Source organism: Stenotrophomonas sp. LC732, from assembly GCF_052446685.1.
Classification (GTDB): Bacteria; Pseudomonadota; Gammaproteobacteria; order Xanthomonadales; family Xanthomonadaceae; genus Stenotrophomonas; species Stenotrophomonas muris.
Genome location: NZ_CP199214.1, coordinates 2,797,647 through 2,815,589, shown reverse-complemented (window position 1 = coordinate 2,815,589; position 17,943 = coordinate 2,797,647). Strand labels below are relative to the sequence as shown.

Here is a 17,943-nt window from a genome sequence, read left to right as displayed (position 1 = left end):
CATACCGGAGCGAACTGAATAGGCGTCTAAACCGCAGCAAACCCGAATCTGCTTATTCCGTCCTGCAGCAAGGCCTTTTCGTGCGGTGGGGCTACAATTTCATTTTCCCAACTGAGCAAGCGCATCGCTCTGCCATGAAACCGCAAAAAACCGCAGCCAAGACCGTGAAAAACAAGACGAAACCAGCAGAGTCGGAGGTCGCAGTGACCGCTGGTTTCTCCCTGGAGCCGGTGTACACGGCCTTGCGCAAGCGCTACCCCGCGGCCGCACAGGCCGAAGCGGTGGCCTTCGCCACTGACTTCTACAAGCGCATGGAATCGGACGAGTTCCCGCACCACAGCGCTGAAGAGTGGGCCGCGCTCGCGGCTGAGACGCTGGAATTCGCCCGTGCCCGCAAGGCCGGCAAGGCCAACGTCCGCGTGTTCAATCCGACTGCGAAGGCCAACGGTTGGGAATCGCCGCACACCGTGCTGCAGATCGTCAACGACGACATGCCGTTCCTGGTCGATACCGTCACCATGTCGCTGGCCGAGCAGGGCGTGGGTGTCCACGTGCTGGGCCACCCGGTGCTGCGCTTCACCCGCGACAAGGCCGGCAAGCTGGTCAAGGTTGGCGAGGGCGATGCCGAGTCGGTGATGCTGCTGGAGATCGACCGCCAGCCGGCCGACGCCATGGCTGCCATCGAACAGGCCATCAACAAGGCGCTGGACGAAGTGCGTGCGATCGTGCGCGACTGGCAGCCGATGAAGGACAAGGCGCTGGCGCTGGCCGACGACCTCGGCAGCCGCCAGCTGCCGGTCGACGACGCATCGCGCAAGGAAGCACAGGAGTTCCTGCGCTGGGCCGCCGACAACCACTTCACCTTCTTCGGCTACCGCGAATACCGCGTCGAGAAGCAGGGCAAGGAAGAGGTGCTGGCGCCGCTGAACGACACCGGCCTGGGCCTGATGCGCGGCAAGGACAAGTCCGCCGCCCGTCCGGTCAAGACCTTGGCCGCGCAGGGCCTGAACACCACGTCCGGTCTGAAGGATGCGCTGATCCTGACCAAGACCAATGCCCGTTCGCGCGTGCATCGCGCTGGCTACATGGATTACATCGGCGTGCTGGAATTCGACGCCAAAGGCAAGATCATCGGCGAGCAGCGCTTCCTCGGCCTGTTCACCTCCAGCGCCTACAACCGCCGCCCGTGGGAAATCCCGCTGGTGCGCCAGCGCCACGAGCACGTGATGAAGCAGTCGGGCCTGGCCCCGGCCAGCCACAGTGGCAAGGCCCTGCGCCACATCCTGGAAACCCTGCCGCGCGAAGAACTGTTCCAGTCCAGCGAGGACGAACTGTTCCGCACTGCGATGGGCGTGCTGGGCCTGCAGGAGCGCGTGCGCAGCCGCCTGTTCCTGCGCCGCGACAAGTACAGCCGTTTCATCTCCGCGCTGGTCTACCTGCCGCGTGAGCGCTTCAACACGGACGTGCGCCTGCGCATCGAAGCGATGCTGAAGGACGCGCTGCACGGCGAGTACGTCGACAGCTCGGTGGTGCTGGGCGAATCGCCGCTGGCCCAGGTGCACCTGATCGTGCGCCCGAAGCCGGGTGAGATGCTCGACGTCGATACCGCCGAACTGGAGCAGAAGCTGGCCCAGGTGCTGCGCAACTGGCAGGACGACCTGCGCGAAGCGCTGGTGGCCCGCCACGGCGAGACCGAAGGCCTGCGCATCGCCGCCCGTATCGGCAAGGCGCTGCCGGCCGGCTACATCGAAGACAACAGCACCGCGGTTGCCGCCAACGATGTCAGCCAGCTCGACGCCCTGACCGGCCCGGACGACCTGCGCCTGAGCCTGCAGGCCGTGCCGCGCGAAAGCGGTGATGGCCTGCGCCTGAAGCTGTATCGCCAGCTGGACGACATTCCGCTGTCGGACGCGCTGCCGATGATGGAAAACATGGGCCTGCGCGTGATCGCCGAGCGTCCATACCGCCTGTCGGTCGACAACGCCCCGGTGTACGTGCAGGACTTCGAGGTCGAGTCGACCGCCGGCGCGATCGATGCCGCCAGTGTCGATGAAGCCTTCGGCGAGACCTTCGCCCGCGTCTGGCACGGCGATGCCGAGAACGACGGCTTCAACCGCCTGGTGCTGGCTGCCGGCCTGCACTGGCGCCAGGTCGCCATGCTGCGCGGCTACTGCAAGTACCTGCTGCAGACTGGCGTGCCGTTCTCCCAGGCCTACGTGGAAGGCACCTTCGCGCGCTACCCGCTGCTGGCCCGCCTGCTGGTCGAGCTGTTCGAAGCCCGCTTCGATCCGGCCACCGGCCACGAAAGCAAGGACGACATCGCCGCCGGCCAGGCCCAGCTGAAGGCCCACTTCGACGTGCTGGCTGCCGGTGACGATGCCACCTTGAAGGTGCTCAAGACCGTGGTCGACGCCCGCAAGGGTGACCGCGACGCGCAGATGCAGGCCGCGCGCGATGCGCTGCTGAAGCTGATGGACCGCGTGTCCAGCCTGGACGAGGACCGCATCCTGCGCTCGTTCATGGGCGTGATCGACGCGACCCTGCGTACCAGCTACTACCAGACCGATGCCAACGGCCAGCACGGCCATGTCATCAGCTTCAAGTTCGATTCGGCGCTGGTGCCGGACCTGCCGAAGCCGCGCCCGTACCGCGAGATCTTCGTCTACGGCCCGCGCGTGGAAGGTACCCACCTGCGCTTCGGCGCGGTCGCCCGTGGTGGCCTGCGCTGGTCGGACCGTCGCGAAGACTTCCGTACCGAAGTGCTGGGCCTGGTCAAGGCACAGATGGTCAAGAACACCGTCATCGTGCCGGTCGGCGCGAAGGGCGGCTTCTTCGCCAAGACCCCGCCGGTGAACGGCGACCGTGATGCGATCTTCGCCAACGGCGTGGCCTGCTACAAGCTGTTCATCCAGGGCCTGCTGGACATCACCGACAACATCGTCAACAACAAGATCGTGCCGCCGGTGGATGTCGTGCGCCACGACATGGACGATCCGTACCTGGTGGTGGCCGCCGACAAGGGCACTGCGACCTTCTCCGACATCGCCAACGGCCTGGCCATCGCGCACGGCTTCTGGATGGGCGATGCGTTTGCCTCCGGTGGTTCGGTCGGTTACGACCACAAGGGCATGGGCATCACCGCACGCGGTGCGTGGGAGTCGGTCAAGCGCCACTTCCGTGCGCTGGGCCGTGACAGCCAGAGCCAGGACTTCACCGCGGTCGGCGTCGGCGACATGTCCGGCGACGTGTTCGGCAACGGCATGCTGCTGTCGCGCCACATCCGCCTGGTGGCTGCGTTCGATCACCGCCACATCTTCCTGGACCCGAACCCGGACGCGGCCACCACGTTCGTCGAACGTGAGCGCCTGTTCACCGTGCCGCGTTCGAGCTGGGCGGACTACGATGCCAAGTTGATCAGCAAGGGCGGCGGCGTGTACCCGCGCAGCCTGAAGTCGATCGAGATCACCCCGCAGGTGCGTGAAGCGCTGGGCCTGGACGAGAACGTCAAGGCGCTGTCGCCCAACGAACTGATGAGCGCGATCCTGAAGGCACCGGTCGACCTGCTGTGGAACGGCGGCATCGGTACCTACGTCAAGGCCGCCAGCGAGCAGCACAGCGATGTCGGCGACCGTGCCAACAACGCGCTGCGCGTGAACGGTGGCGAGCTGCGCTGCAAGGTCGTGGGCGAGGGCGGCAACCTGGGCATGACCCAGCTGGGCCGCATCGAAGCCGCGCAGGCCGGCGTGCTGCTCAACACCGACTTCATCGACAACTCGGCCGGTGTCGACACCTCCGACCATGAAGTCAACATCAAGATCCTGCTCAACGATGTGGTGCGGGCCAAGAAGCTGACCGTCGAGCAGCGCAACAAGCTGCTGGCCTCGATGACCGATGAAGTCGCCGAGCTGGTGCTCAACGACAACTACCGCCAGAACCAGGCGCTGAGCCTGATGGAGCGGATGGCGGTCAAGCGCCTGGGTTCCAAGCAGCACTTCATCCGTACCCTGGAACAGCAGGGCCTGCTTGATCGCCAGATCGAGTTCCTGCCGTCCGATGCCGAGCTGTCGCAGCGCAAGGCGCGCGGCCAGGGCCTGACCCGTCCGGAACTGTCGGTGCTGCTGTCCTACTCCAAGCTGGTGGCATTCGCCCAGCTGCTGGATTCGGACATCCCGGAAGATCCGTACCTGTCCAAGGAACTGCAGCGCTACTTCCCGACCCCGCTGCAGAAGAAGTATGCCGACGCAATGGAGCGTCACCGCCTGAAGCGCGAAATCATCGCCACGGCCGTGACCAACCAGACCATCAACCGCATGGGCGCCACCTTCCTGATGCGCATGCAGGAAGACACCGGCCGTTCCATCGCCGAGGTTGCCAAGGCCTACACCATCAGCCGTGAAACGCTGGATGCACGCGCGCTGTGGGCGCAGATCGATGCCCTCGACGGCAAGGTGCCGGAGTCGGTGCAGATCGACGCCCTGGAAGTGATCTGGAAGCTGCAGCGCTCGTTCGTGCGCTGGCTGCTGTCGCGCCCCGGCGCGATGCCCGGCATCACCGAAGCGGTCAACCGCTACCAGGGCCCGTTCAACGACATCCGCGTTGCCTCGGGTGTGCTGCCGGATTCGCAGCGTCCGACCTACGAAGCCCTGGTGGCCGAGTGGAAGGAAAAGGGCCTGCCGTCCGCGCTGGCGCAGCAGCTGGCCGAACTGCACTTCCTGGAGCCGGCGTTCGACATCATCGAACTGGCCCGTACCCGCAAGCTGAAGCCGGTGGACGTGTCCAAGGTCCACTTCCGCCTGGGCGATGCCCTGCAGCTGCCGTGGCTGTTCGAGCAGGTCGATGCGCTGGAGGTCAATGGCCGTTGGCACGCGGTGGCACGTGGCGTGCTGCGCGACGAGCTGGCCGCCAACCACCGCAACCTGGCGGGCCAGGTGCTGGGTACCAAGGGCAGCAGTGCCGAAGCAAAGGTGGCGGCCTGGATGGGTCGCGACGACAGCAGCCTGCGCTTCACCCTGGCGATGCTGGCCGAACTGGCCGAGCAGAAGACCCTGGACTACCCGACCGTTTCGGTCGCGGTGCAGCGCCTGGGTCAGCTGGCCGCGCATGGTGCGTAAGCGCATTCGCGCTGGCGCCCCACGGTTTGCTCTGCAAACCGTGGGCCCCATGCCAACCATGCTCCCAGACCCCCGCGCCGTTGGCGCGCCCCCCTGACTCAGGGGGGCTCCTGATCTGCAGCAGTTGGAGGAACGGCCCCGCGAAAGCGGGGCCGTTCTGCATTGCCGGGTAGTGCCGGCCGCTGGCCGGCAACCGCATGGACCACAATCGGGTGCAGCTGCCGGCCAGCGGCCGGCACTACCGGGTATGCTCTTGCTGGCACACCCACCCGGATCCACCGATGAGCGACACCCCCCGCATCGCTTTCCTGGCCAGCGCCACCGAACCTGCACAGATGGCCCGCGCCGCGATGGTCTCGCGTTATGGCGATCACGCGCCGGAGCAGGCCGACGTGCTGTGTCCGCTGGGGGGCGACGGCTTCATGCTGCAGACCCTGCACCGGCATGGGCACCTGGGCAAGCCGGTGTTCGGCATGAAGCTGGGCACCGTCGGCTTCCTGATGAACCAGTACCGTGGCGACGACGACGTGCAGGCCCGCATTGCGCGTGCCGAACCGGCCAACCTGCGCCCGCTGGAAATGGTGGCGCTGACCGAGTCGGGCACCAGTACCGGTTCGCTGGCCTACAACGATGTCTCGCTGCTGCGCCAGACCCGGCAGGCCGCGCATATCGGCATCGACCTCAACGGCCAGGAACGCGTGGCCGAGCTGATCGGTGACGGCGTGCTGGTGGCCACCCCGGCGGGCAGCACCGCCTACAACTATTCCGCGCATGGCCCGGTATTGCCGCTGGGCTCGCACACCATCGCGCTGACGCCGTTGGCCCCGTACCGGCCGCGTCGCTGGCGCGGGGCGATCCTCAAGGCCGATACCGAGGTGCGCTTCCGCGTGCTCGATCCGTACAAGCGCCCGGTCAGCGTCACGGCGGATTCGCACGAGACCCGCGACGTGGTCGAGGTGACCATCCGCGAGTCGAAGGACCGCCGCGTGACCCTGCTGTTCGACCCGGAGCACAACCTGGAAGACAGGATCCTGAGCGAACAGTTCGTTTTTTGAGGACAATGGGCGGCCGGCCCCGCCGACCGCTTGAAGGACCCCCACCGATGGGCGACAACTCCCCCCGTTTGCTGACCGTCGCGGTGACCTCGCGCGCGCTGTTCGACCTCGAGGAAAGCCATGCGCTGTTCGAAAGTGATGGCGTGGCGGCCTACGCCGAATTCCAGCGCCAGCACGAGGACGATATCCTCGGCCCCGGCGTGGCCTTCCCGGTGGTGCGCAAGCTGCTGGCGCTGAACCAGGGCGCCAGCCCGGAGAACCCGCGGGTCGAGGTGATCCTGCTGTCGCGCAACTCGGCCGATACCGGCCTGCGCATCTTCAATTCGATCCAGCACTATGGGCTGGGCATCATCCGCGCGACCTTCACCGCCGGCGAGCCGACCTGGCCGTACGTGAAGCCGTTCGGTACCGACCTGTTCCTGTCGGCCAACCCCGAATCGGTGCGCAGCGCGCTGCGTCATGGCATCGCGGCGGCAACCATCCTGCCCAAGCCGCCGGGCGAGACCGCTGCGGCAGCCGCCGACCAGATCGATACTGGTCGCCCGGCCGGCCAGCTGCGCATCGCCTTCGATGGTGACGCGGTGATCTTCGGTGACGAGAGCGAGCGCATCTCGCGCGAGCAGGGCGTGGAAGCGTTTGGCCGCCACGAGCGCGAGCGCGCCCGCGAGCCGCTCAGCGGCGGTCCCTTCCGTGGCTTCCTGTCGGCCCTGCATACGCTGCAGGAAGTGTTCCCGGCCGGCGAGAGCGCGCCGATCCGTACCGCGCTCGTGACCGCGCGTTCGGCACCGGCGCATGAGCGGGTGATCCGCACCCTGCGCGAGTGGGGCGTGCGCCTGGACGAGGCACTGTTCCTGGGCGGCCGTCACAAGGGCCCGTTCCTGCAGGCCTTCGGTGCCGACATCTTCTTCGACGATTCGCAGCACAACATCGACAGCGCCCGCGAGCATGTGGCCGCCGGCCACGTGCCGCACGGCGTCGCCAACGAGGGGTAGGGCGGACTCGACCGGTAGGTGCCAACCGTTGGTTGGCACTGCCTAGGACCCATGCCCACCAAGGTGGGCATCTACCAGAGCCACATGCCCACCAAGGTGGGCATCTACCAGAGCCACATGCCCACCAAGGTGGGCATCTACCACAGCCACATGCCCACCAAGGTGGGCATCTACCACAGCCACATGCCCCGGTAGTTGCCAACCTTGGTTGGCACTGCCGTCAGGCCACGGGTCCGATCAAGGGCTGCCCGACATTCCCAGCTGCAGGTCCACCACCTTCCAGCGCAGGCCCTGCGGCTCCAGCACCACCTTCAACGGTGGCTGGCCGGGGCCGCGATCGACGTCGATCACGAATCGGTCCAGTGCCTCGAAATGATGCTCGGCATGCTTCAGCGGCCGCGCCGGTTCGGTCGCACCGAAGGCATCGCCGCCCTGCAGTTCATTGCGGCCACGCTTCCACAGCACGTGGCCCTGCAGCATCGCGCCGATCCCGGTCGGGGTCACCATGGTCTCCACTGCGGCACCGCCAAGCTGGTCGCCCAGCCCATAGAGCAGGGCGCCGAACGGGCTGGATGCCACGTCGGGGCCGGCCTGGCGCACCAGGTAGTCGTTGAGCTGCGCACGCAGGCTGCTGCGCACGCGGGGGAAGTCGACGTAACGCTCCAGGCGGGCGGTGTCGCGCTGCTCGATGGCCTTGGACAGGCCATTGACGGTCATGTAGGGGCCGCCGAACCACCAGGCCGCGACGGCCAGGACCAGCAGCACAATGAGTGCGGTGAGTTTCTTCATGCCGACCAGACTGCCGCAATGGCGGCAGTGCCGGGTGAAGACTCAATGACTGGGCGAGCCACGGCCGTCACCGAAGGCATCGACCAGCTGTTGCCGTTCGGCCGGGGTCAGCGCTTCCAGCCGCGTCGCCAGCACCTCGTCGAGGCTGCGGGTACGGGTGGTGCCAAGGATGCCACTGGCCACGCCGGGATGGCCCAGCGCATAGGCGAAGGCGGTCTGGGCCGGGCGTTGGCTGCGGATCGCGGCCACTGCCCGGCGCATCTGGCGGGCACTGCGCATCAGCTGGCGGCTGCTGGGCTTCAGCCAGGCGCGCGCCAGGTACCAGCCATCGGCCAGCCGTGGCAGGCGCGGGCGCGCGGGCAGCAGGTGGCCCTGCGCCAGCACGGTCCCGGCCAGCACGCCGATGCCCACCGCCTGCAACTGGTCGATCAGCGGTTCGCGGTCCTGCTGCAGGGCGTTGTAGTCCAGCAGCACCACATCGAAGGCGTCGGGATGGGCGATCATCCAGCGCAGGGTCGAGGCCGAGTGGGTGTTGATGCCGGTGTGCCGGATCAACCCGCGTTCGCGCAGGCGCTGCAGCGCGGCCAGCAGGTCGTCGTTGATGTCGTGCTCGCTGGCGCCATGCAACTGGTAGATGTCCAGGTGATCCAGGCCGAGATTGCGCAGCGAAGCCTCGCAGCTGGCGATGATGGCTGCCGGCGAGAAATTGCGTTGCTCGGCGCCGCTGACGCCGGCCTGGCCGGTCAGCGTGCCGCCCTTGCTGGAAATCACCAGCGCGTCGCGCGGGTATTGTTTCAGCAACGTGCGCAGGATGCGGCCCAGCCGCGGCTCGGCGTGGAAACCGGAGTAGTTGTGGCCGGTGTCCAACAGGTTCACGCCCTGTGCCAGTGCATGCTCGACCACGTTCGCGGCCGATTGTTCCGGGAATCGGCGATGCCCCCAGAAGCCGGAACAGCCCAGGCCCACCGGCGAAACCGCCAGGCCGGTGCGGCCCAGCGTGCGGCGTTGCTGTGCCAATGGCATCAGAATTCCAGGTCCAGCGCCGCGCACAGGTAGTCGACGAACGGGCCGAGCGCGGCCAGATCCTTGCCCAGCGTGGACAGCAGGCGCGGACCGGTCATGGTGGCGTCGTCCAGCGAGCGCCACATCACCCAGTTGCGGTGCTTGAGGTCGTCGATGAACTCGAAGTCGGCGGGGAAGCCACGCGGCGGACGCACCAGCTTTTCGCTCTCCTCGAAATCGAAGCGCTTGCGCAGGCCCGGTGCGTGCGCGGCGGCCTTCCAGCTGCCCGGGTTGTCGAGGATGAAGTGGCGCACGCGGCGCTGGGTTTCCGGTTCCGGATGCCACAGGCCGGCACCGACGAAGCTCTCGCCCGGCTGCAGGTGCACGTAGAACGAAGGCGCGGCTACTTCACGGCGGCGCTCATGGAACAGGCGTGCGCCCTGCCAGGTCTTGTACGGTGACTTGTCGTTGGAGAAGCGCGCGTCGCGGTGGATGCGGAACAGCGAGCCACCGACGCCGCGCGTATCGGCGCGGAAATGGTCGCTGACCTCGGCCAGTGCCGGCTGCAGGTCGCCCAGCAGGCGCAGGAACGGCTGCCTTACGTGGTCTTCATACTGCTGGCGGTGGTCGTTGAACCAGGCCTTGTCGTTGTGCCGCGCCAGGCTGCGCAGGAACCTGAAACTGGCGTCCGAGAAGTAGGTGCTCACAGTGTCTCCTGCAGGTGCTGGCCCCAGTCGCGCAGCGATTGCAGCAGGGCCTGGCGCCGCGCATCGTCGGGCGCTTCGGCGGCCAGTGCATCGAGCTGCTGCCGGTACTGGGGCAGGTTGAGTTCGCCCAGCCCGCCGTCGCCGAGCAGGCGCTGGCGGCGGTAATCCTGCCAGCGCTGGCGTTCCGCCGGCGCGAGGCTGTCGGGGTGGTTGCGCGCGCGGTAGCGGAACAGCAGCTCCGGCAGGCGCGGGTCGCGGAAACGGCCTTCCAGCGCGGCCAGCTGCTCGGGAGCGGTGGTGCGTGCCAGCGCAAGCAGCGGTTTGTCGCCGTTGCCGAGGAAACCGTCGTACAGCGAGGCATCGACGTCGGCCACGGTGGCGACGCGGGGCTGGTTGTAGACCTGGCGCGCCTTCTCGGCCAGCTGCGGGGCGAACGCGCGCAGCCGTTCCACCTTGGCCTCGATCGCGGCCACGTCCAGGCCGAGGCGCGCGTGGTCATCGGCGCGCAGGTGGTTCCAGGCGATCAGCGCTGGCACCTTGTTCAGATGCACTTCCTTCAGCGGCACCCGCGCCACGCCTTCGGGCAGCTCGCTGGCGCGCAGGTAAAGGCGCTGTGCGATCACCTCGGCCGGCAGTTCCAGCAGGTCGTCGATCTCGCCTTCCAGGTCGAACACGATCACCCGGTTGTTGATGATGGGGTGCACGGCCAGCGGCAGTACTGGCGCCGCGCACAGGCGACTGGCCGGGTAGCGCATGGAAATGTGCAGTACCGGCTTCATCGCGCCCACGTCCAGCAGGCCGCCGACGAAGCGCTTGTCACGCAGCTTCAGCGCGTACTCCCACAGGCGCGGCTGCGACTGCTTGAACAGGCGTGCCATGCCGATGGTGGCACGTACGTCGGACAGCGCTTCGTGCGCATCGCCCTCGCGCACGTTGTTGGCCTCGGCCAGGTGCTCAAGCTTGAACGAGGTGGCGCCGTCCTCGCGCAGCGGCCACTGGATGCCGTCCGGGCGCATCGCGCGCATCAGGCGCAGCATGTCCAGCAGGTCCCAGCGCGAATTGCCGTTGCGCCACTCGCGCTCGTACGGGTCGTGGAAATTGCGGAACAGCCCGTAGCGGACGAATTCATCGTCGAAGCGCAGCGTGTTGTAGCCCAGCGCGCAGGTGCCGGGGCGCGACAGCTGTTCGTTGATGCGGTCGAAGGCCTCGGCCTCGCTGATGCCCTCGGCCAGGGCCTGCTGCGGGGTGATGCCGGTAACCAGGGTCGCCATCGGTGAGGGCAGCAGGTCATCGGCCGGGCGCACGAAGAAGCTGACCGGCGTATCGATCTCGTTGAGGTCGGCATCGGTACGGATCGCGGCGTACTGCGAGATGCGCGTGCGCCGCGGGTCCTGGCCGAAGGTTTCCAGGTCGTAGAACAGGAAGCTGTCGGCCATCAGTGCGCGCCCTCCAGGACCGGCAGCTGCGCGTGGATCTGCGCTTCCAGCGCGGCCCAGTCGATGTTGTCCAGTGAATCGTGACCGGTGGTGGCGGCCACCAGCATGTCGCGTTGCAGTTCGGTGCGGCGCAGCGCCTCGGCGTACGGTGTGTGCAGGAAGGTGACCATCGTGTAATGCGGCACGAAGCGGGTCGGCCAGCGCCGCTGCAGTTCCTGCTCCAGTTCGCGCTGCAGCAGGAACGCAGGATCGGCGACACGGTCGCGCATCTCCAGGTAGTTCTCCAGCGCCATCTGCTGGATGGCACGTGCATTCGGCTTGCGCTCGGCTTCGAACGCGGCGAACGCGCCTTCCAGATCATCCGCTTCCATCAGGTGCCGGGCCAGCGCAACGCAGTCCTCGAACGCGCAGTTCATGCCCTGGCCGTGGAACGGCACCATCGCATGCGCGGCATCGCCGATCAGTACGGCGCGACCGTGCTGGTGCCAGCGCTCCAGGGTGAGCGTGCCGAGCAGCCCCGGCGGGTGCTGTTCCCAGTCCGCGCGCAGGTTCGGGATCAGCGGCAGGGTGTCGGCGAACTCCCGCGCGAACAGCGCCTCGGCCTGCGCGCCGGTGTTGACCGTGGCGAAGCTGGGATCGCCCTGGTTGGGAAGGAACAGGGTGACGGTGAAGGTGCCTTCGTGGTTGGGCAGGGCGATGCACATGTAATGGCCGCGTGGCCAGATGTGCAGCGCATTGCGCTCGATGCGGAAGCTGCCGTCGGCGGCCGGTGGGATCTCCAGCTCCTTGTAGGAGTGGTCGAGGAAGGCGATGTCCTCGCCCAGCGGGGCACGGCGGTTCATCGCCGCGCGCAGGGCCGAACCGGCGCCGTCGGCACCGATCAGGGTGTCGAAGCGGATGTCGTGCGGGCTGTCGTCGCGGTCATCGATGAAACGCGCGTAACCGGCGTCGAAATCAACGGTGTGCAGGCGCCGATGGAAGTGCACGGTGGCGCCGGCCTGCTCGGCCAGTTCCAGCAACGTGGTGTTCAGATCGCTGCGGTGGATCGACCAGATCACTTCGCTGTCATCACGGCCATAGCGCTGCAGCTGCGGTTCGCCGTCGCGGGGGTGCACCATGCGGCCGCGCATCATCACCGCGCGTGCCATCACTTCGTCCTCCACACCCGCCTGGCGCAGCGCATTGCGCCCACGCTCGGCCAATGCCAGGTTGATCGAGCGGCCACTCTCGTAATCAGCCACGCGCGGATCACCGCGGCGTTCGTACAGGGTGATGCGCCAGCCTTGCCGCGACAGCAGGATGGCCAGCAGGGACCCGGCCAGGCCGGCACCGATAATGCTCAACGAGCGGGAAGCATGTGCGATCAACGAACTGTCCAGCAGCAGGGGAGGGACCGGCTCAAAGGCCGGCCCAGGCTTCCACTTCCTCGACGAAGTGGTGCACGTCCAGGTAGCGGTTGTAGAGCGGGGTGGGCGAGATGCGGATCACGTCGGGTTCGCGCCAGTCGCCGAGCACACCGATGCCGCGCAGGTGCTCGAACAGTGCGCGGCCACGCTCGCGGCCACCGATCACGCGCAGCGACAACTGGCAGCCGCGGCGCTGCGGATCGGCCGGGGTGATGATGTCCAGCACCTGCGGCAGGCGCGCGCGCACCAGTGCTTCGAGCATGCCGGTGAGCGCCAGCGATTTGCTGCGCAGCGCCTCCATGCCGGCGCGCTCGAACAGGTCCAGCGAGGCACGCAGCGGTGCCAGGCCGAGAATCGGTGGATTGCTCAGCTGCCAACCCTCGGCGCCGATGGCCGGGGTGAACTGCGGCGCCATCTGGAAGCGGGTGGCTTCCTCATGGCCCCACCAGCCAGCAAAGCGTGGCAGGGTGGTATCGCGGTGGTGGCGCTCGTGCACGAAGGCGCCAGCCACTGCGCCCGGGCCGCTGTTGAGGTACTTGTAATGGCACCACACGGCGAAATCGGGGGCCACGTCATGCAGGCGCAGCGGCAGGTTGCCGACCGAGTGCGCCAGGTCGAAGCCGATGCGTGCGCCCTGCAGGCGGGCGGCGCGGGTGATCGCATCGAGGTCGAAGGCCTGGCCGGTGCGGTACTGCACGCCAGGCCACAGCACCAGTGCCAGGCGCGGGCCGTGTTCGGTCATGGCGCGCTCGATGGCGTTCAGTGAAATCGTGCCGTTGGCTTCGTCCGGCTGCACTTCCACCAGGCACTCGGCCGGGTCGAAGCCATGGAAGCGGATCTGGGCTTCCACCGCGTGGCGATCGGTCGGGAACGCGCCGGCTTCCATCAGGATCACCGGGCGCTGCGTGGTCGGCCGGTAGAAGCTGACCATCATCAGGTGCAGGTTTACGCTCAGCGTGTTCATCGCCACCACTTCGCTGGGCAGCGCGCCAACCACGCGGGCCAGCTGCGCGCTCACCAGGCGGTGGTAGGACAGCCATTGCGTCGGGCCGGTGAAGTGGCCTTCCACCGCCAGTTCGCCCCACTGCTTCATCACTTCCTGCACCGCTGCCTGCGCGCCGCGCGGCTGCAGGCCCAGCGAGTTGCCCACGAAGTAGGTCTGCTCGCCGCCCTCATGGCGCGGAATCAGGAATTCACTGCGCAGCGGGCGCAGCGGATCGGCGGCGTCCAGGGCGATGGCGTGGGTGCGGCTGAGCAGGTCGGACATGGTCGGGCAACAGGCTGCAACGGGACCGCCAGTGTAGCGCCTGGGGCATGGCCCGGTAGCAGCCGGCCCGGCACCAGCGCCGTGTGATCCGGTAGTCGCCAACCTTGGTTGGCGCACGTACAAGAAAGCGCCCACCAAGGTGGGCATCTACCAGGGCGGGAGCGAGCAAGCGCCCACCAAGGTGGGCGACTACCGTTCGAGGGGCTCAGCCCACCGCCGGCACCGGCAGCGGATCCACGTGCCCGCACTGGCTGCAGGTACGCAGCTCCAGGCTGGCGTGGTAGCGCGCAAACACCTTGGGCAGGTCGGTCTCGATGTTCTGCAGCGGGAAGAACTCTTCGTGCAGCTTGTGGTTGCAGCGCTCGCAGTGCCAGATCACGCCGTCCATCTCGTGCGGCAGGCGCTTGCGCTCGACCACCAGGCCGATGCCACCGGGCGGGCGCCGCGGCGAGTGCGGAACCTTTGCCGGCAGCAGGAAGATCTCGCCGGCGCGGATCGGGATGTCGCGCACCGCGCCGTCTTCCTGCACCTTCAGCACCATCTCGCCTTCGAGCTGGTAGAACCACTCGGGGCCTTCGTCGTAGTGATAGTCGGTGCGCGAATTCGGCCCGCCGACCACCATCACGATGAAATCGCCGTTGTCGATCATCTTGTTGCCCACCGGCGGCTTCAGCAGGTGGCGGTTCTCTTCGATCCAGGCGTGCAGGTTGATCGGCGAAGCGAGCATGATGGTCATCCGTAAGGGATCAGTCGCGCTTGCCCTTGCGCGGGATGTAGGACAGGGCCTTTTCATATGCAGGCTGCAGCTCTTCCTGCGAACCGACGTCGATGCCCATCTCGCGCACGCGTCCGTCCTTCAGGCTGTAGACCCAGCCATGCACCATCAGCTTCTGGCCGCGGGCCCACGCATCCTGCACGATGGTCGAGCGGCACAGGTTGGCCACCTGCTCGATCACGTTCAGTTCGCACAGGCGCGCGTGCTTGAGCTCATCGGTCTCGATCGCATCGAGGATGCCAGTGTGCTTCTGCATCACGTCACCGACGTGGCGCAGCCAGTTGTCGGCCAGGCCGACGCGGGTGTTGTGCAGGCAGGCATGCACACCGCCGCAGCCGTAGTGGCCAACGATCAGGATGTGCTTCACCTTCAGCTGGTCCACCGCATACTGCACCACGCTCAGGCAGTTCAGGTCGGTGTGCGCGACCACGTTGGCGACGTTGCGGTGCACGAACACTTCGCCCGGGGCCATGCCGATGATCTGGTTGGCCGGCACGCGCGAATCGGAGCAGCCGATCCACAGGTATTCCGGGTGCTGCTGCTTGGCCAGCTGGTGGAAGAACTCGGGGTCTTCCTTCTCGATCCGGTCGGCCCAGTCGCGGTTGTTCTGCAGCAGCTTGTGGATGTCTTTCATGTTCGGGTCCCTGGCGTCGGGTGGGGGCGCGCCGCAGCCGTCCGGCTGCGTCGTCGCGGGAATCTGCGGCGTTCAGTCGCTGCGGGCGGCCTGTTCGCGGTGCCAGCGCATCCACTGCGCCAACTCGGTGGAAGAGGGGGTGCCCAGCTGTTCCAGTTCGGCGATCACCGCACGCTGGTTGGCGTCGGGATGGTTCTGGCTCAGCTTGAGCTTCATCTGCACATGTTCGACCTGGAAACGGAAGCCGACGATGGCGCGCAGCTCCGGGCCATGTTCGGCACGCGTGGCATCGAACTGCCAGGCCTGGCCGACGCTGGCTTCGAAGCGGTCGCTGATCGCGCCGACCAGCTCCGCCAGCGCGCCGGCATCGTCGAAGGTCTGCAGCTGGCCACGCAGCTCGGCAGCAGCGTAGTTCCAGGTGGGTACCCGCGCGGCGGGCTCCTTGTCCGGATACCAGCTGGCGGAGACGTAACCGTGCGGTCCATCGACCAGCACCTTGGCCGCGCCGCTGTGGCGCGACTGCGGGTTGGCGCGGGCCCAGTGGCCGCGCAGTTCGATCTGGTCGCCGTCACGCCGGTACAGCACCGGCATCCGGGTCAGCTCCGGCAGGCCATCGCTGCCGGGGGTGAGCACGGTAACGAACGGGTCGCGCGCCAGCAGGCGGTCCAGCCAGAGCAGGTCGGTCTCGGCGAAGGCGCGCGGGGTGAACATGCAGGGGTCAGGCGCGCCCGCCGAGTGACTGGATCATGCGGCCACGCAGACCCTCGTCGCTGTCGGCCTGCGGCGGCTGCACTTCGTGCAGGCTGAAGCCGCGCACCAGTGCGTCCTCCTCGTCCAGGCCGTCGTACTCGACGAACTCGGCGTCGAACAACTGCGAACGGGCGGTGTCTTCGCTGTCGTAGCTCAGCGTGTTGCCATCGCTGTCGAGCACTTCGGCGGTGCCGGCCGGGCGAACGCGCAGGCGCGCCCAGATGAGGGTGTTGCCGAGGCTGGCCAGCCACCAGCTGTCGCGCGAGGCGGTGATGTCATTCATGAGCGTATTACCAGAGCGAGGCCAGCCAGAGCAGGGCGGCCATGCCCAGTCCGGCCAGCAGGGTCAGCAGCGATACCCAGGCCGGTGTCGCCAGCCCGGACAGCGAGCGGTCCGGTTGCTGCCGATAGTCGCGTCGCAGCAGCCAGGCCAGGGCATCGGGCTTGAGGAAGGCGCCGCTGCCGAAGCGCGCGGCGAGCGCCGGATGGCGGTCGCGCACGTGCACCAGGGTCAGCGGCCAGAAGATCACGAAGGCACTGAACCCGGCCACTGCAACGCCGACGAAACAGAGGGCGAAGAACAGGGTCATGGGGGCGGTACCTCCGTGGTCGTGTGGGGCTTAGAAGTCCGCGCTGCCCGGCGCGCGCGGGTACGGGATCGCATCGCGGATGTTGGACAGCCCGCAGACGTACACCACCAGGCGTTCGAAGCCCAGGCCGAAGCCGGCGTGCGGCACCGAACCATAGCGGCGGAAATCGCGGTACCAGCTGTAGTGCTCGCGATCCAGGCCGAACTGGGCCATGCGCGCGTCCAGCACGTCCAGGCGCTCTTCGCGCTGGCTGCCGCCGATGATCTCGCCGATGCCCGGGGCCAGCACGTCCATCGCGGCAACGGTCTTGCCGTCGTCGTTCAGGCGCATGTAGAAGGCCTTGATGTGCTCCGGATAGTTGGTCACCACCACCGGGCGGCCGACGTGTTCCTCGGTCAGCCAGCGCTCGTGCTCGGTCTGCAGGTCCAGGCCCCATTCGACCGGGAAGTCGAACTTCCTGCCGGACTTCTGCAGCAGGCTGACCGCGTCGGTGTAGTCGATGCGCTCGAACGGTGCGTTGATGAAGTCTTCCAGCTTGGTGATCGCGTTCTTGTCCACGCGCTCGGCAATGAAGGCCAGGTCGTCGCTGCGTTCGTTCAGCACTGCGCGGAACAGGTACTTCAGGAACTCTTCGGCCAGGCGCGCGTCTTCGGCCAGGTCGGCGAAGGCGATTTCCGGCTCGATCATCCAGAACTCCGCCAGGTGGCGGGTGGTGTGGCTGTTCTCGGCGCGGAAGGTCGGGCCGAAGGTGTAGACCTTGCTCAGCGCCAGGCAGTAAGCCTCGACGTTCAGCTGGCCGGACACGGTCAGGAAGGTTTCCTTGCCGAAGAAGTCGCGGCTGAAATCGATCGCGCCCTTCTCGTCACGCGGCAGGTTCACCATGTCCAGGGTGGACACACGGAACATCTGCCCGGCGCCTTCGGCGTCGGAGGTGGTGATGATCGGGGTGCTGATCCAGTTGAAGCCGTTCTCGTGGAAGAAGCGGTGCACGGCCTGGGCCAGGCAGTTGCGGATGCGGGTGACCGCGCCGAACAGGTTGGTGCGCGGACGCAGGTGCGCCACTTCGCGCAGGAACTCCGGCGACATCGGCTTGGGCTGGATCGGGTAGGTGAGCGGGTCTTCGACCCAGCCGACCACGTCCAGCGTGCTGGCCTGGATCTCGAACGACTGGCCCTTGCCCTGCGACTTCACCAGCGTGCCGGTGGCGATGACCGAGCAGCCGCTGGTCAGGCGCTTGATCTCATCGAAGTTGGCCAAGCTGTCGCCGGCCACGACCTGGATCGGGACGAAGCAGGAGCCGTCGCTCACATTCACGAAGGCCAGATTCGCTGAACCGCGCACCGTGCGCACCCATCCGCGTACCGTGACTTCGCCGCCTTCCGGGATCTTCCCGGCAAGCGCATGTTCAACGCTGACCACCGTCATGACT

General features: G+C 67.3%; 16 protein-coding genes. 4 read left to right on the top strand and 12 right to left on the bottom strand.

Annotated elements, in window-relative coordinates; genetic code table 11:
- Nucleotides 1–134: 134 nt before the first annotated feature.
- The 4 genes from ACT6SE_RS13530 to ACT6SE_RS13515 all read left to right on the top strand — a co-directional run bounded on the left by ACT6SE_RS13530 (nucleotide 135) and on the right by ACT6SE_RS13515 (nucleotide 7,353).
- On the top strand, nucleotides 135–5,111 hold the full coding sequence (locus ACT6SE_RS13530) for an NAD-glutamate dehydrogenase (protein ID WP_046431556.1): 4,977 nt from the start codon (nucleotides 135–137) through the stop codon (nucleotides 5,109–5,111).
- 281 nt (nucleotides 5,112–5,392) lie between these two features.
- On the top strand, nucleotides 5,393–6,166 hold the full coding sequence (locus ACT6SE_RS13525; RefSeq protein WP_032962058.1) for an NAD kinase: 774 nt from the start codon (nucleotides 5,393–5,395) through the stop codon (nucleotides 6,164–6,166).
- A gap of 47 nt (nucleotides 6,167–6,213) precedes the next feature.
- On the top strand, nucleotides 6,214–7,158 hold the full coding sequence (locus tag ACT6SE_RS13520) for a 5'-nucleotidase (RefSeq protein WP_005410242.1): 945 nt from the start codon (nucleotides 6,214–6,216) through the stop codon (nucleotides 7,156–7,158).
- A gap of 51 nt (nucleotides 7,159–7,209) precedes the next feature.
- Nucleotides 7,210–7,353 (top strand): hypothetical protein, encoded by a 144-nt coding sequence (locus tag ACT6SE_RS13515; protein ID WP_153643646.1) that lies wholly within the window; start codon nucleotides 7,210–7,212, stop codon nucleotides 7,351–7,353.
- 42 nt (nucleotides 7,354–7,395) lie between these two features.
- Here the strand turns inward: ACT6SE_RS13515 and ACT6SE_RS13510 are convergent, their stop codons facing one another.
- The 12 genes from ACT6SE_RS13510 to asnS form a co-directional block, all read right to left on the bottom strand.
- Entirely contained in the window at nucleotides 7,396–7,947 is a 552-nt protein-coding gene (locus tag ACT6SE_RS13510) for a DUF2939 domain-containing protein (protein ID WP_014647672.1), read from the bottom strand.
- 42 nt (nucleotides 7,948–7,989) lie between these two features.
- Nucleotides 7,990–8,970: an aldo/keto reductase gene (locus tag ACT6SE_RS13505; protein ID WP_046431551.1), complete on the bottom strand. Its 981-nt coding sequence runs from the start codon at nucleotides 8,968–8,970 to the stop codon at nucleotides 7,990–7,992.
- Complete coding sequence (locus ACT6SE_RS13500; RefSeq protein WP_046431548.1) at nucleotides 8,970–9,656, bottom strand: DUF2461 domain-containing protein; 687 nt, start codon at nucleotides 9,654–9,656, stop codon at nucleotides 8,970–8,972. Before ACT6SE_RS13500 ends, ACT6SE_RS13505 begins: the two co-directional genes overlap by 1 nt.
- Nucleotides 9,653–11,092, bottom strand: a complete 1,440-nt coding sequence (sbcB, locus tag ACT6SE_RS13495; protein WP_046431546.1) for an exodeoxyribonuclease I — start codon at nucleotides 11,090–11,092, stop codon at nucleotides 9,653–9,655. Before sbcB ends, ACT6SE_RS13500 begins: the two co-directional genes overlap by 4 nt.
- Nucleotides 11,092–12,459: an FAD-dependent oxidoreductase gene (locus ACT6SE_RS13490; RefSeq protein WP_014647668.1), complete on the bottom strand. Its 1,368-nt coding sequence runs from the start codon at nucleotides 12,457–12,459 to the stop codon at nucleotides 11,092–11,094. Before ACT6SE_RS13490 ends, sbcB begins: the two co-directional genes overlap by 1 nt.
- A gap of 31 nt (nucleotides 12,460–12,490) precedes the next feature.
- Complete coding sequence (gene kynU / locus ACT6SE_RS13485; protein WP_014647667.1) at nucleotides 12,491–13,765, bottom strand: kynureninase; 1,275 nt, start codon at nucleotides 13,763–13,765, stop codon at nucleotides 12,491–12,493.
- A 205-nt stretch (nucleotides 13,766–13,970) separates the two neighbouring features.
- Nucleotides 13,971–14,492: a 3-hydroxyanthranilate 3,4-dioxygenase gene (locus ACT6SE_RS13480; protein WP_041864228.1), complete on the bottom strand. Its 522-nt coding sequence runs from the start codon at nucleotides 14,490–14,492 to the stop codon at nucleotides 13,971–13,973.
- Nucleotides 14,493–14,511: 19 nt separating this feature from the next.
- The gene (gene can / locus ACT6SE_RS13475) at nucleotides 14,512–15,174 is read right to left on the bottom strand and encodes a carbonate dehydratase (RefSeq protein ID WP_010480460.1); all 663 of its coding nucleotides are present in this window, start codon (nucleotides 15,172–15,174) and stop codon (nucleotides 14,512–14,514) included.
- Nucleotides 15,175–15,246: 72 nt separating this feature from the next.
- On the bottom strand, nucleotides 15,247–15,885 hold the full coding sequence (locus tag ACT6SE_RS13470; RefSeq protein WP_014647665.1) for an FMN-binding negative transcriptional regulator: 639 nt from the start codon (nucleotides 15,883–15,885) through the stop codon (nucleotides 15,247–15,249).
- 7 nt (nucleotides 15,886–15,892) lie between these two features.
- Entirely contained in the window at nucleotides 15,893–16,207 is a 315-nt protein-coding gene (locus ACT6SE_RS13465) for a hypothetical protein (protein WP_006453002.1), read from the bottom strand.
- A 7-nt stretch (nucleotides 16,208–16,214) separates the two neighbouring features.
- The gene (locus ACT6SE_RS13460; RefSeq protein ID WP_005410232.1) at nucleotides 16,215–16,514 is read right to left on the bottom strand and encodes a hypothetical protein; all 300 of its coding nucleotides are present in this window, start codon (nucleotides 16,512–16,514) and stop codon (nucleotides 16,215–16,217) included.
- Between the two features lie 30 nt (nucleotides 16,515–16,544).
- Nucleotides 16,545–17,939, bottom strand: coding sequence for an asparagine--tRNA ligase (gene asnS, locus ACT6SE_RS13455; protein WP_046431544.1), 1,395 nt, complete (start codon nucleotides 17,937–17,939; stop codon nucleotides 16,545–16,547).
- Nucleotides 17,940–17,943 lie beyond the last annotated feature (4 nt).

Excerpts from the sequence above, each read along its gene's own strand:
- ACT6SE_RS13530 (WP_046431556.1), top strand. The coding sequence starts at position 135 with ATGAAACCGCAAAAAACCGCAGCCAAGACCGTGAAAAACAAGACGAAA.
- ACT6SE_RS13525 (WP_032962058.1), top strand. The coding sequence starts at position 5,393 with ATGAGCGACACCCCCCGCATCGCTTTCCTGGCCAGCGCCACCGAACCT.
- ACT6SE_RS13520 (WP_005410242.1), top strand. The coding sequence starts at position 6,214 with ATGGGCGACAACTCCCCCCGTTTGCTGACCGTCGCGGTGACCTCGCGC.
- ACT6SE_RS13515 (WP_153643646.1), top strand. The coding sequence starts at position 7,210 with ATGCCCACCAAGGTGGGCATCTACCAGAGCCACATGCCCACCAAGGTG.
- ACT6SE_RS13510 (WP_014647672.1), bottom strand. The coding sequence starts at position 7,947 with ATGAAGAAACTCACCGCACTCATTGTGCTGCTGGTCCTGGCCGTCGCG.
- ACT6SE_RS13505 (WP_046431551.1), bottom strand. The coding sequence starts at position 8,970 with ATGCCATTGGCACAGCAACGCCGCACGCTGGGCCGCACCGGCCTGGCG.
- sbcB (WP_046431546.1), bottom strand. The coding sequence starts at position 11,092 with ATGGCCGACAGCTTCCTGTTCTACGACCTGGAAACCTTCGGCCAGGAC.
- kynU (WP_014647667.1), bottom strand. The coding sequence starts at position 13,765 with ATGTCCGACCTGCTCAGCCGCACCCACGCCATCGCCCTGGACGCCGCC.
- ACT6SE_RS13480 (WP_041864228.1), bottom strand. The coding sequence starts at position 14,492 with ATGCTCGCTTCGCCGATCAACCTGCACGCCTGGATCGAAGAGAACCGC.
- can (WP_010480460.1), bottom strand. The coding sequence starts at position 15,174 with ATGAAAGACATCCACAAGCTGCTGCAGAACAACCGCGACTGGGCCGAC.
- ACT6SE_RS13470 (WP_014647665.1), bottom strand. The coding sequence starts at position 15,885 with ATGTTCACCCCGCGCGCCTTCGCCGAGACCGACCTGCTCTGGCTGGAC.
- ACT6SE_RS13465 (WP_006453002.1), bottom strand. The coding sequence starts at position 16,207 with ATGAATGACATCACCGCCTCGCGCGACAGCTGGTGGCTGGCCAGCCTC.
- ACT6SE_RS13460 (WP_005410232.1), bottom strand. The coding sequence starts at position 16,514 with ATGACCCTGTTCTTCGCCCTCTGTTTCGTCGGCGTTGCAGTGGCCGGG.
- asnS (WP_046431544.1), bottom strand. The coding sequence starts at position 17,939 with ATGACGGTGGTCAGCGTTGAACATGCGCTTGCCGGGAAGATCCCGGAA.